Source organism: Streptomyces sp. TLI_185 (genome assembly GCF_003814765.1).
In the GTDB taxonomy this organism is placed as follows: domain Bacteria; phylum Actinomycetota; class Actinomycetes; order Streptomycetales; family Streptomycetaceae; genus Streptomyces.
Genome location: NZ_RKRB01000001.1, coordinates 9,723,884 through 9,736,226, shown reverse-complemented (window position 1 = coordinate 9,736,226; position 12,343 = coordinate 9,723,884). Strand labels below are relative to the sequence as shown.

12 protein-coding genes are annotated in these 12,343 nt (G+C 71.0%); 6 read left to right on the top strand and 6 right to left on the bottom strand.

Annotated features, from left to right (window positions below; all coding sequences use genetic code 11):
- Nucleotides 1–98: 98 nt before the first annotated feature.
- On the top strand, nt 99–461 hold the full coding sequence (locus EDD92_RS44730; protein WP_123969559.1) for a DUF1304 domain-containing protein: 363 nt from the start codon (nt 99–101) through the stop codon (nt 459–461).
- A complete protein-coding gene (locus EDD92_RS44725) occupies nt 458–1,021 on the top strand; it encodes a TetR/AcrR family transcriptional regulator (protein ID WP_123969558.1) in 564 nt (187 codons plus the stop codon). Before EDD92_RS44730 ends, EDD92_RS44725 begins: the two co-directional genes overlap by 4 nt.
- Before the next feature lie 7 nt (nt 1,022–1,028).
- Here the strand turns inward: EDD92_RS44725 and EDD92_RS44720 are convergent, their stop codons facing one another.
- Both EDD92_RS44720 and EDD92_RS44715 read right to left on the bottom strand, forming a co-directional pair.
- The gene (locus EDD92_RS44720) at nt 1,029–1,883 is read right to left on the bottom strand and encodes a hypothetical protein (protein WP_123969557.1); all 855 of its coding nucleotides are present in this window, start codon (nt 1,881–1,883) and stop codon (nt 1,029–1,031) included.
- A gap of 319 nt (nt 1,884–2,202) precedes the next feature.
- A complete protein-coding gene (locus EDD92_RS44715) occupies nt 2,203–3,162 on the bottom strand; it encodes a GlxA family transcriptional regulator (protein ID WP_123969556.1) in 960 nt (319 codons plus the stop codon).
- Nucleotides 3,163–3,233: 71 nt separating this feature from the next.
- Between EDD92_RS44715 and EDD92_RS44710 the strand changes: the two genes are divergently transcribed.
- Nucleotides 3,234–4,184, top strand: coding sequence for an NADP-dependent oxidoreductase (locus EDD92_RS44710; RefSeq protein WP_123969555.1), 951 nt, complete (start codon nt 3,234–3,236; stop codon nt 4,182–4,184).
- Between the two features lies 1 nt (nt 4,185).
- On the opposite strand, the gene EDD92_RS44705 is transcribed toward EDD92_RS44710, so the two are convergent.
- The gene (locus EDD92_RS44705) at nt 4,186–5,292 is read right to left on the bottom strand and encodes an NAD(P)-dependent alcohol dehydrogenase (protein WP_123969554.1); all 1,107 of its coding nucleotides are present in this window, start codon (nt 5,290–5,292) and stop codon (nt 4,186–4,188) included.
- A gap of 50 nt (nt 5,293–5,342) precedes the next feature.
- A complete protein-coding gene (locus tag EDD92_RS44700) occupies nt 5,343–6,797 on the bottom strand; it encodes an aldehyde dehydrogenase (RefSeq protein ID WP_123969553.1) in 1,455 nt (484 codons plus the stop codon).
- A gap of 103 nt (nt 6,798–6,900) precedes the next feature.
- On the opposite strand from EDD92_RS44700, the gene EDD92_RS44695 reads away from it, so the two are divergent.
- Nucleotides 6,901–7,338 carry a MarR family winged helix-turn-helix transcriptional regulator gene (locus EDD92_RS44695; protein ID WP_123969552.1) on the top strand — a complete coding sequence of 146 codons (438 nt, stop codon included), beginning with the start codon at nt 6,901–6,903 and terminating at the stop codon, nt 7,336–7,338.
- 229 nt (nt 7,339–7,567) lie between these two features.
- Entirely contained in the window at nt 7,568–7,948 is a 381-nt protein-coding gene (locus EDD92_RS44690) for an anti-sigma factor antagonist (protein ID WP_123969551.1), read from the top strand.
- 6 nt (nt 7,949–7,954) lie between these two features.
- Here EDD92_RS44690 and tuf read toward each other — a convergent pair whose 3' ends face one another.
- Together tuf and EDD92_RS44680 are read right to left on the bottom strand one after the other, a co-directional pair.
- Complete coding sequence (gene tuf, locus EDD92_RS44685; RefSeq protein ID WP_123969550.1) at nt 7,955–9,148, bottom strand: elongation factor Tu; 1,194 nt, start codon at nt 9,146–9,148, stop codon at nt 7,955–7,957.
- Between the two features lie 54 nt (nt 9,149–9,202).
- Nucleotides 9,203–10,156 carry a ribose-phosphate pyrophosphokinase gene (locus tag EDD92_RS44680; protein WP_123969549.1) on the bottom strand — a complete coding sequence of 318 codons (954 nt, stop codon included), beginning with the start codon at nt 10,154–10,156 and terminating at the stop codon, nt 9,203–9,205.
- Between the two features lie 204 nt (nt 10,157–10,360).
- On the opposite strand from EDD92_RS44680, the gene otr(A) reads away from it, so the two are divergent.
- The gene (otr(A), locus tag EDD92_RS44675) at nt 10,361–12,226 is read left to right on the top strand and encodes a tetracycline resistance ribosomal protection protein Otr(A) (protein ID WP_123969548.1); all 1,866 of its coding nucleotides are present in this window, start codon (nt 10,361–10,363) and stop codon (nt 12,224–12,226) included.
- The last annotated feature ends 117 nt before the right edge of the window (nt 12,227–12,343 follow it).

Sequence of the window (12,343 nt, the reverse complement as noted above, 5' to 3'; positions counted from 1 at the left end):
GCTATCGGCGGGCACTGACAGTGACACTTCCTGGACACCTGTCCCGCTATAGTAGGCACCTGTCCAGGAAGTCGAAACAAGAATGGCGGAGCCCTGCAATGGAAACGGTCGCGAACATACTGGTCGGTCTGGTGGCCGCCCTGCACGCCTACATCCTGGTGATGGAGATGTTCCTGTGGCAGAAGAAGCCCGGGCGGGCGCTGCACGGCTTCGACCGGGAGATGGCGCAGGCCACCGCGCCGATGGCCGCCAACCAGGGGCTCTACAACGGCTTTCTCGCGGCCGGTCTGGTCTGGGGCCTGATCGCGGCGGACCCGACCGGCTTCCGCGCCCAGGTGTTCTTCCTGTGCTGCGTCGTCATCGCGGGGGTCTACGGCGCCGTCACGGCCAACCGTCGCATCCTGTTCGCGCAGGCACTGCCCGGCGCGCTCGCCCTGGCCGCCGTACTGATCGCGCAGTGACCCGCCGCGCGCCCCATGACCCGCGGGCCGCGCGCACCCGGGCGCGGCTGCGGGAGGCGCTGCTCGCGGAGTGCGCCGAGCGGCCCCTCGCGGAGGTGGGAGTGGCGGCGCTGGTGCGGCGGGCCGGGGTCGGCCGGGCCACCTTCTACGTCCACTACGACGGTTTGGAGGCGCTGGCGGTCGACGCCTGTGCGGACGTCGTCCGCGAGGCTGTGGAGGCGCTGCACTCCTGGCAGGGCCGCCCGGACCCGGTGCACGCGCCGCCCGCGCTGGCCGAGTTCTTCGCCTCGCTCGCCCCGCACGCCGGGCTGTACCGCGAGCTGCTGACGCCGGGCGGCGGCGGCCCCCTCGGCCGGGTCCTGCACCGGGACCTGCGCGCCTACAGCCTGCGCGAGCGCGAACGGGCGGGCGCGGCGGACGCGCCGCTGGTCGCGTCGGCCGTGGCCGCCACCTTCGCGGGCGTGCTGGCCGACTGGCTGCACGGCCTGTTGGAGGGTGACGCGGCTCAAATCGCCGACGAGGTCTGGCAGTTGCTGGTCGCCCTGCACGCGAGCCGGTGACGGCTGCTCACGCGCAGCCCATGCCCGCCTTCACCAGCGGCCAGGCCTCCACGCCGTCGGGCGTGCGCACGTAGGCCCTGCCTGGATCGCCGGTCAGCCACAACTGCCGGTCGTGGAAGCGGTATCCGGTGTCGTGGGCGTCGGCGGGCATGCGGACGTCCGAGTCGTACCGGGAGGTGAGCATGGAGTCGGGGAGCACTCCGTCGGGATCGCGGGCGTACAGCCTGCCCTTCTTCCCCTCCCCCAGCGACAGGAAGTGTGCCTTCTGCCAGTCGCAGTGGGCCGGGCCGACGCTGCTGTTCACCTCGGTGATCGGCACCCGTCTGCCGTGCCGGTCGGTCCAGATCTCGTACCACTGCCGGTCGGTGAAGCTCGCCGGGAGTTCGGACGGGTCGCAGGAGGCACTGGTCTCCGGTCCCCAGCCGGGCCGGTTCTTCTGGTCCTTGGCGACGACGACGGCGACCTTGGTCCTGCCGGCCACGTCGAAGGAGTACAGGACGCGGTCCTCCTCCTTGCGCTCCACCCGGTAGCCGTAGCGGGGGACGTCGGGTTGCTCGATCTCGAAGTACGCCTTGAGCCCCTCCTCCGGTGTCCTGCCGCCGTCGCCCGTGCTCCACGGGTCGCTGCCGCCGCCGGAGTAGATCTGCCCGTCGCACTCCAGGGCCCGGCCCGCGGCGCCCGACGCGCTCCGCACAGCACGAACGCCGTCCTCGTCGACATGCTTCACGGGCACGTGCAGCGGCCCGCTGTAGGGTGCCTCGGGAACCGTGCCGTCGACCACGAGATCGTGCGCCTTCTCACCGCCGCACGCCACCGCCGCCGACGCGACCAGCGCCGTCGTTGCCACCACTCTTGCGCGCATCCCCCACCCCTTGCTCCGCTCGCGGGCCTACGGTCCTGCGACGCGGCGGGGGTGCGGAACGTTCGCGTCCAGGACCTGTCGTTTGGATCAGGTCGGCTGTAGGGAACGGTGCCTTGAAGCCGCCCCGAGCGGGGTCATGGGGTTCCCCCCGCTCGAGCGAAGCCGAGAGTGGGGGGAGCGTGCAGCTGCAAGGCGGAGGAGGGCGTCGACGCGGAGCGTCGGCAACCGACGACAACGCCGCTGGGGCCCCCACGCCCTTGAGGCAGTGGGGGAGCGCGTGCCAGACCCCGCGACGCCGAGCTGATCCAAACGAGAGGCCCTAGCGGGCGGCCGTCTGGAACGTGCGCCGGTAGGCCTGCGGAGAGACGCCGATCGCGGCGTGCAGGTGCTGGCGCAGGGACGCGCCCGTCGCGAAGCCGACGCGGCCGGCGATCTGGTCGACGGACAGGTCGCTGGACTCCAGCAGGTGCCGGGCGCGGATCACACGCTGCTGGACGATCCAGCGGCCGGGGCTGAGGCCGACCTCCTCGTTGAAACGGCGGGCGAAGGTGCGCAGGCTCATCCGGGCGTGGGCGGCGAGGTCGGACAGGGTGAGCGGTTCGTCGAGGCGTCCGAGGGCCCAGGCGCGGGTGGCGGCGGTGCTCGCGGCCCCGCTCTCCGGGACGGGCTGCTCGATGTACTGGGCCTGACCGCCGTCCCTGAACGGCGGTACGACGCAGCGGCGGGCGACGGAGTTGGCCAGCTCGCTGCCGTGGTCGGTGCGGACGATGTGCAGGCAGACGTCGACGCCGGAGGCGGCACCCGCCGAGGTGAGGATGCGACCGTCGGCGACGAAGAGGACGTCGGGGTCGAGGTCCACCTGCGGGTACCGCTGCCGGAAGGCGTCGGTCACCTGCCAGTGCGTCGTGGCCCTGCGCCCGTCGAGCAGGCCCGCCGCCGCGAGGACGAAGGCGGCCGTGCAGATGGAGACGATCCGCGCCTTCGGGCGGATGCGGGCGAGGGCGGCGGCGACCTCCGCAGGCAGTTCGGTGGGGATGCGCGAGGGGGTCATGGAGGCGACCACCACCGTGTCGGCCGTGGCCAGGATCTCGGGGCCGTGCTCCACACCGATGGTGAAGTCGGCGCAGGAGCGCACCGGTTGGCCGTCGACGCTGCAGGTGAGCACCTCGTAGCGGCCGTCGGCGGCGCCGAAGATCCGGCTGGGGATGCCCAGCTCGAAGGGGTAGACGCCGTCCAGGGCCAGCACCACGACCCGTTCCACCTGCCGTTCACCAGTCATGGCACGATCTTATCGAAGGTTGGCAATCGTGCCATTTTCTTTCCGGGCGGACCCCGGCAGGCTGGGTGACCATGAGCGATGTGAACACGATGCGAGCCATCAGCCAGGACGTCCTCGGCGGTCCCGAGGTGCTGAAGGAAGTGCAGTTGCCGCGGCCCGAGCCGCGCACCAACGAGGTGCTGGTCCGCGTGCGCGCCGCCGGCGTCAACCCGACCGACTGGAAGCACCGCGCGAGTGGCGGTTTCCTGGGCGAGCCGCCGTTCGTGCTGGGCTGGGACGTCTCCGGGGTCGTCGAGGCGGTCGGGATCGGCGTGGCCCGGTTCAAGCCCGGCGACGAGGTCTTCGGCATGCTGTCGTACCCGTTCGGCCACGGCTCGCACGCCGAGTACGTCACCGGCCCGGCGCGCTGGTTCGCGCACAAGCCGGCCTCGATCGACCACGTCCAGGCGGGCGTGCTGCCGCTGGTCTCCCTGACCGCCTGGCAGGCCCTGGTGGAGTACGCCGACGTCCAGCCCGGACAGCGGGTGCTGATCCATGCGGCGGCTGGCGGGGTCGGGCACGTGGCCGTGCAGATCGCCAAGGCGCGCGGCGCCCATGTGATCGGCACGGCGAGCGCGGGCAAGCACGACTTCCTGCGCGAGATCGGCGTGGACGAGGCGATCGACTACCGGGAGACGGAGTTCACCGAGGCGGTCAAGGACGTGGACGTCGTCCTGGACACGATCGGCGGGGACACCTCGACGGGCTCGCTGCGCGTGCTGCGCCCGGGTGGGATCGTCGTCTCGATCCTGCCCGTCGGTCCGAAGGACTTCGACGAGGAGGCGGAGCGGCTCGGCGTGCGGGCGCTGCGCATGCTGGTGGACGCCTCGCACAGCGGTCTGAAGGCGATCGCGGAGCTGGTGGAGGCGGGGAAGCTGCGCCCCGCGATCGCCGGCACCTTCCCGCTGGCCGATGCCGCCGAGGCACACAGGCTCGGCGACACCGGCCGCACCACGGGAAAGCTGGTCCTGACGGTCGACTGAGTCAGAACGTCAGCACGGGCTTGATCGCCTTGCCCGCCCCCATGTCCCGCACCGCCTGGTCGATGTCCGCGAACGGATAGGTGCTGATCAGGCGGTGCAGCGGGAGCCGTCCCTCCTTCACCAGCTGCACCAGGGACGGGATGAAGGTCTGCGTCTCGGCGTCGCCCAGGGTGAGCCCGACGACCTGCTTGCCGCCCAGCAACCCGTTGACGTCCAGGGCGACTTCACTGCCGAAGGGCGGGGCGCCCACGACGACCAGCGTGCCGCGCGCGGCGAGCGCATCGACGCCCTGGCGCAGTACGGTCACGCTGCCGGTGGTCTCGACGACCCCGTCGGCACCCTGGCCGCCGGTGATCTCCGCGAGCGCCTCGCCGAGGTCGGCCTCGCCGACGTTGACGGTGTGGGTGGCGCCCAACTCCTTGGCCAGGGACAGGCGTTCACCGACCTTGTCGACGGCCACGATCCGGGTGGCGGGGGTGAGGGCGGCGGCCATCACGGCGGACAGGCCGACCGCGCCGGCGCCGAGGACGACGATCGTGCTGCCCGTCACGGGCTTCAGGACGTTCCAGACGGCGCCCACTCCGGTCTGCACACCGCAGCCCAGCGGTGCGATCGACTCCAGCGGTACGTCCGCGTCGACCTTGACGAGGCTGCGCTCGTCCACCAGCGCCCGCTCGGCGAAGGAGGACTGGCCGAAGAAGTGGCCGCCGAGCGGGGTGCCGTCCCGGCTGATGGTGCTGGTGCCGTCGGCGCGGCGGCCGCCGATCAGGTTGAGCGGCAGCCAGGTCGCGCAGTACGCGGGGTGGCCGCCGTGACAGTTGCGGCACTCCCCGCAGGAGGTGAAGGACAGCACGACGTGGTCGCCGGGCGCGATGCCGTTGACGGCCGGGCCGACGGCCTCGACGACACCGGCGCCTTCATGGCCGAGCACGCCCGGCAGCGGAAAGGGCAGGCCGCCGCTCGCGACGCCGAGGTCGGTGTGGCACAGGCCGGTGGCCACCATGCGGACGATCGCCTCGTGGGGCCCGGGCTCGTCGAGCTCGACATCGGCGAGCGTGAAGGGCGCACCGCCGGACTCGACGACAGCGGCGCGGGTGATGATGGACATCGTACGAACTCCCTTGATGTTCAGGCGTGTTCGGGCGCGTTCGGCCGAGCTCAGTCGAGCGAGACGACGACGGACTTGACCTTGGTGTAGGCGGCGAGGGCCTCGGGCCCGTACTCGCGGCCGAAGCCGGAGTCCTTGACGCCGCCGAAGGGCACCGCGGGGTCGAGCATGGCCCAGTCGTTGATCCAGACGATGCCCGCCTGGAGGCGGTCGGCGATGCGGTGGGCGCGGGCGAGGTTGCTGGTCTGGATGCCCGAAGCCAAGCCGTACGGCGTGGAGTTGGCGAGCTCGACGGCCTCGTCCTCGGTGTCGAAGGGCTGCACGGTGAGGACCGGGCCGAAGATCTCCTCCTGGACGACGCGGGAGTCGTTGGACAGGTCGGCGATGACCGTGGGCCGGTAGTAGTAGCCGCCGTCGAGGTCGAGACGTTCGCCGCCGCAGACGATGCGTCCGCCCTCCTTGCGGGCGATGTCGACGTATTCCTCGACCTTCTTCAGGTGCTTCTCCCCCGCCATCGGTCCGACGACGGTCTCGGGGTTGCGCGGGTCGCCGACCGGGACGCCGGGCACGGCGTCGGTGAGGATGCCGAGCACGGTGGCGTACACCGGGCGGGCCACCAGCAGGCGCGGGCCGCCCATGCAGAACTGGCCGGTGTTGAAGACGAAGGCCTTGATGATCGCGCCGACGGCCTTCTCCAGGTCGGCGTCCTCGAAGACGATGTGGGCGGCGTTGCCGCCGAGCTCCATGGTGACCGGCTTGAGGGCCTCGCCGGCGGTGGACGCCACGTGGCGGCCGATCGCGGTGGAGCCGGTGAAGGCGACCTTGTCGACACCGCGGTGGCGCAGCAGCGCCTCGCCGGCGACCGGGCCCGCGCCGGTGACCACGTTGACCACGCCGTCGGGTACGCCCGCCTGCTGGAACAGCCGGGCCATGTAGAGGGCGCTCAGCGGGGTCTCGTCGGCCGGCTTGTGCACCACGGTGTTGCCGGCCGCGAGCGCGGGGCCGATCTTCGAACCGGCCAGGATCAGCGGGAAGTTGAAGGGTGTGATCGCGGCGACCACGCCGATCGGCTCGCGCTTGGTGTACGCGAGGGCGTTCATGGGGGTGTCGCGGACGGCGCCGTCCAGGGAGTGAGCGAGGGCGGCGAAGTGCTCGTAGTCGTTCGCCGCGTTGGTGATGTCGACGGCGTGGCACAGAGAGATGGGCTTGCCGACGTCCAGACTCTCCAGGCGGGCCAGTTCATCGGCGTTCTCGCGGATCAGCTCGGCGACGCGGTGCAGGATCCGGCCGCGCTCGCGTCCGCTCAGCCCGGACCAGGCGCCGCCGTCGAAGGCCTCCCGGGCGGCACGCACGGCCGCGTCCACGTCGGCGGCGCCCGCCTCCGCGACGGTGGTGACGACCGCGCCCCGGGACGGGTCGACCACCTCGGTGCGCGCTCCGTCGGCAGCTTCGCGCCACTGTCCCCCGACAAACAGCCGTCCGGGTTCGATCTCGAAGGCGGTCATCACCACTCCTCAGCCTCATTGCCAAGATTTCAACCAACAGGATTCCTGTTGGTTCGCAGTCTCATTACAGACAGGTTTCCTGTCAATGCTCTAGGCTGAACTCATGCTCGACGCCCAGGCGACCAAGACGTCCCCGTCACTGCTCTACATGGTGAAGCAGGTGGAGCTGGTGGTGCGCTCACACCTGGACGAGCTGGTCAAGCCGTCCGGGATCACCGCCCTGCAGTACACCGCCCTCACCGTCCTGGAGCGCCACGACGGGCTGTCGGCCGCACAGCTCGCCCGCGACTCGTTCGTCACCGCCCAGTCCATCGCCGATCTCGTACGGTCCCTGGAGGGCCGCGGGCTGGTGCGCCGGGAGCGCAATCCGCGCAATCGGCGCGAGCTGCTGATCCTGTTGACGGACGCCGGCCGGGAGCTGCTGGAGCAGGTCGCGGCACCCGTGCGGGAGCTGGAGGAGCGGATGGTCCGGGACCTCACGGCGCACCAGACCGAGCAGCTGCGCCAGGCGCTCTCGAAGGCCTGGCACGCGCTGTCGTAGGGCGGTCACGCCCACCACGGGAGTGCTTCATCGCAATTCGAAGACATATGTCAATCGAACATGCTCAAATTCACTCCATCGAGGGTAACTTGCAGGGCGGAGAACGGATTTGCGCTCACCAGGGACCCGGGGGACCGTCTGCACTCGTACGCTCGCTGCACGATGTCACCCCGGCCCCCGGTGACCTGCAACCCCGCAGCGGACGGAGCAGGTTGGAGGCGATGTCGTCGTGCACCAGGAGCCCGCCCCGCTGACCCGGCATCTGCGTGTCCACCACGACCGGGGCCATACGGTGCTGGAGTTCCGCGGCGAGATCGACATCGCCGCGGCCGTGGAGATCGCCCCCTTTCTGGACCGGGTGACGGCACACCCCGACGTCCGCCTGGTGATCGACCTGCGGCGGGTCGACTTCTTCGACTGCTCCGGGCTGCGCCTTCTCTACCGGGCCCGGGCCCGGGTCCTCGACCAGGACGGCGAGCTGCGGCTCGTCTGCACGCACCCGCTCACCCTGCGCATAATGCGGGTCACCGGACTGACCCGGCTGCTGCCCGCACACCCGACCCTGGACGCGGCCCTGGGACAGCCCGAGGCCACGTCCGGGACGTTATGAGGCTCCCTACTTGAGGATCTTGGTGACCTGACCCGCGCCCACCGTCCGGCCGCCCTCGCGGATGGCGAACTTCAGGCCCTCCTCCATGGCGATGGGCTGGATCAGCACGACATGGATGGCGGTGTTGTCGCCCGGCATGACCATCTCGGTGCCCTTGGGCAGCGTCACCACACCGGTGACGTCCGTGGTGCGGAAGTAGAACTGCGGGCGGTAGTTCTCGAAGAACGGCGTGTGCCGGCCGCCCTCGTCCTTCGACAGGATGTACGCCTGCCCCTCGAACTCCGTGTGCGGGGTGACCGTGCCGGGCTTGATGACGACCTGCCCGCGCTCCACGTCCTCCCGCTTCACGCCGCGCAGCAGCAGTCCGACGTTCTCGCCGGCCCGGCCCTCGTCGAGCAGCTTGCGGAACATCTCGATGCCGGTGACGGTCGTCTTCGTCTTCTGCTCGTGGATGCCGATGATCTCCACCTCGTGGTTGACGTGCAGCACCCCGCGCTCGATCCGGCCGGTGACGACGGTGCCGCGGCCGGTGATGGTGAAGACGTCCTCGATCGGCATGAGGAACGGCTTGTCCACGTCGCGCTGCGGCTCGGGGACCGCCGTGTCGACGGCGTCCAGCAGGTCCAGCACCGACTGGGTCCACTGCTCGTCGCCCTCGAGGGCCTTGAGGGCGGAGACCTTGACGACCGGGACGTCGTCGCCGGGGAACTCGTACTCGCTGAGCAGCTCACGCACTTCCAGCTCGACGAGTTCCAGGATCTCCTCGTCGTCCACCATGTCGGTCTTGTTGAGGGCGACGACGATGTACGGAACGCCCACCTGCCGGGCGAGCAGCACATGCTCCTTGGTCTGCGGCATGGGCCCGTCCGTGGCCGCCACGACCAGGATCGCGCCGTCCATCTGGGCGGCGCCCGTGATCATGTTCTTGATGTAGTCCGCGTGGCCGGGGCAGTCGACGTGCGCGTAGTGCCGGCGCTCGGTCTGGTACTCGACGTGGGCGATGGAGATCGTGATGCCGCGCTGCCGCTCCTCGGGCGCCTTGTCGATCTGGTCGAACGGCGTGAACGGGTTCAGGTCGGGAAACCTGTCGTGCAACACCTTCGTGATGGCCGCCGTGAGCGTGGTCTTGCCGTGGTCGATGTGACCGATCGTGCCGATGTTCACGTGCGGCTTGGTCCGCTCGAACTTCGCCTTCGCCACTGCAACCCCTCCTGAGCATCCCTTTGATGCCGAGCGTTGCTCGCTACCTCATGTCTATTCGCTTCGCGGCGCGTCGAACAGGGCGCTGACGGACTCCCCGTTGTGAATGCGGCGCACGGCCTCGGCGAGGGCGGGGGCGATGGACAGGATCCGCAGCTTCTCGGTGCGCTCCTCCTCCGGGACCGGCACGGTGTTGGTGCACACGATCTCCAGTACGTCGGGCTGCTCGCCGATCCGCTTGAGCGCCCCGGCCGCGAACAGGCCGTGCGTACAGGCGACACGGATCGACCGCGGCCCCAACTCCCGCAGCCGGTCGAGGAGTTCGAGGACCGTGCTGCCCTTGGCGATCTCGTCGTCCAGCACGATGACGTCCCGGTCCGCGACCTCGCCGATCACGGTGCTGATGCTGACCTGGTCGTCGGCGAACCGCTGTTTGGCGCCGGCGGCGACCTGGGCCCCGATCATCCTGGCGAACGCGGCCGCCTCCTTGGCGTTGCCGAGGTCCGGCGAGACGACGGTCGTCCGGGACAGGTCGTACTGCCGGAAGTACGCAGCCAGTTCGCGCCGGGCGTGCAGATGGTCGACCGGTACCGAGAAGAAGCCGTGCACCTGCGGCGAGTGCAGCGTCATGGCGAGGACACGGCTCGCGCCCGCCGCGACCATCAGGTCCGCGACGAGCCGGCCGCCCAGGGAGATCCGGGGCGCGTCCTTCTTGTCGGAGCGGGCGTAGGAATAGTGCGGCATGACGACGGAGATCCGTGCCGCCGACGCGCCGCGGGCCGCGTCGCACATCAGCAGCAGTTCCACGAGGTGCTCCTGGACCGGCCGGACCAGCGGCTGGATCAGGAAGACGTCCCGCTCGCGGCAGTTGGCCTGGAGCTGCACCTCCAGACAGTCGTTGGCGAAGCGGCTGACCCGCGTGGGGCTGAGGGGCACACCGAGATGCGCACAGACCTCCGTGGCCAGGTCGGGGTGGGCGCTGCCGCTGAACACGGAGATGTCTCGCACGATCCGCTCCTCGCGTGATCATTCCGGGGGACGTGTTCATGCTACTGACCGCCGTTGAGCGCGGAAATTCGGTTGCGGCACGCCACCCGCCGCGCGCCATGATGTCCGCGTCCGAGTCCCTCACCTCAGGAGATCCCATGCGCCGACTCCTCGGAATCAACCAGCGCCCCCATCGGCCCACGGTTTTCGAGGACTCGACCCCGCATGCACACCCTGAACATCGGAATTCTCGCCCACGTCGACGCCGGTAAGACCAGCCTCACCGAGCGGCTGCTGTTCGACCACGGAGCGATCGACCGGCTCGGCAGCGTCGACGGCGGTGACACCCGTACGGACGACGGGGAGATCGAGCGGCAGCGCGGCATCACCATCCGCTCCGCGGTCGCCGCGTTCACCGTCGGCGACACCCAGATCAACCTCATCGACACCCCCGGGCACTCCGACTTCATCGCCGAGGTCGAGCGCGCCCTGGAAGTCCTGGACGGGGCGGTTCTCCTGCTGTCCGCCGTGGAGGGCGTCCAGGCACAGACGCGGGTGCTGATGCGGACGCTGCGGCGGCTGCGGCTGCCCACGCTCGTCTTCGTCAACAAGATCGACCGCGCGGGCGCCCGGTCCGCGGGCCTGCTGGCCGACATCCGGCGCAGGCTGACGCCGTACGTCGCGCCACTCACGGACGTGACGGGCATCGGCACCGCCGACGCCTGCGTCACGGCACGCCCGCCCGGAGACCCGCAGCTGGCCGAGGCACTGGCCGAGGTCGACCCGGAGGTTCTCGCGGCGGTCGTGGACGGCCCCGCGCCCACTCCGGACGACCTCCGCAAGGCGCTCGCCGCGCGGACCGCCGACGGCTCGTTCCACCCCGTCTTCTTCGGCTCGGCCCTCGGCGGACAGGGCGTGGCCGAGCTGGTCGAAGGCGTGGTCGGGCTGATCCCGCCGGCACCCACGGCCGAGGGCGCCGACCCGCGCGGGACGGTGTTCGCGGTACGCCCCGGGCCGGGTGGCGAACGGACGGCGTATCTGCGGCTCCACGACGGTGAGGTGACGCCGCGGCAGCGCCTCACCCTCCTGCGGCGCGAGGTCGACGGCCGCACCACGGAGGTCTCCGGACGAGTGCACCACCTCGACGTGATCGGCGGGGCCGGACCGTCGCTCACCGCCGGGAACATCGCGGCGCTCACCGGTCTGGCAGGCGTACGGGTGGGCGACCGCCTCGGAGAACTCTCCGACCGTGCCCCGCAGTTCGCTCCGCCCACGCTGGAGACGCTGGTGCGGGCCCGGCGCCCCGAGCAGGCGGCCCAGCTGCGCACCGCCCTGCTCGCCCTCGCCGACCAGGACCCGCTGATCCACGCCCGACCCGGGGCCGCCGGCACCACCGCTCTCCTCCTGTACGGCGAGGTCCAGATGGAGGTCCTGGCAGCCACGCTCGCCCAGGACCACGGCATCGAGGCCGACTTCGAGCCGGGCCGGGTGCGGTTCCTGGAGCGCCCGCGGGGCGTCGGCGAGGCCTCGGAGGAGATGCCGTGGCACCTCGGTACGCGCTACTGGGCGACGATCGGGCTGCGGGTCGAGCCGGGGCTGCGGGGCTCGGGCGGGGTGTTCACCTACGAGACGGAACTCGGCGCACTCCCCCGCGCCTTCCACCAGGCCATCGAGGACACGGTGCACGCCACGATGGAGACCGGCCTGCACGGTGCCTCCGTGACGGACTACCGGGTGACCCTGATCCGCTCCGGCTACTGCGCGCCGATCAGCACAGCCGCAGATTTCCGGGGCCTCACCCCGGTCGTGCTGCGCCGCGCGCTGCAGCGGGCGGGGAGCCGGTTGTACGAGCCGTACCACGCGTTCGAGACGGAGGTCCCGCTCGATGCACTCGCTCCGGTGACGGCCCAACTCGCCTCATTCGGAGCGGAGTTCACGGGCACCTCGGGCGGCTCGACGGCGTGGCTGATCACGGGCGAGCTGCCGGCCCGGCGGGTACGGGAGGCCGAGCTGCGGCTACCGGGGCTCACGCGTGGCGAGGGGGTGTGGTGGTCGCGTCGGTCGGGCGACCGGGAGCTACGGTCGCACTGAGTGCTCCGTGGGATGTGCCGCGATTGATCGTCGTTCGCCTGCGGGCCCGTCGTGGCTGGTCGCGCAGTTCCCCGCGCCCCTTCAGGGCGCGGCCGAACCGCAGCGGACATCGCCCCG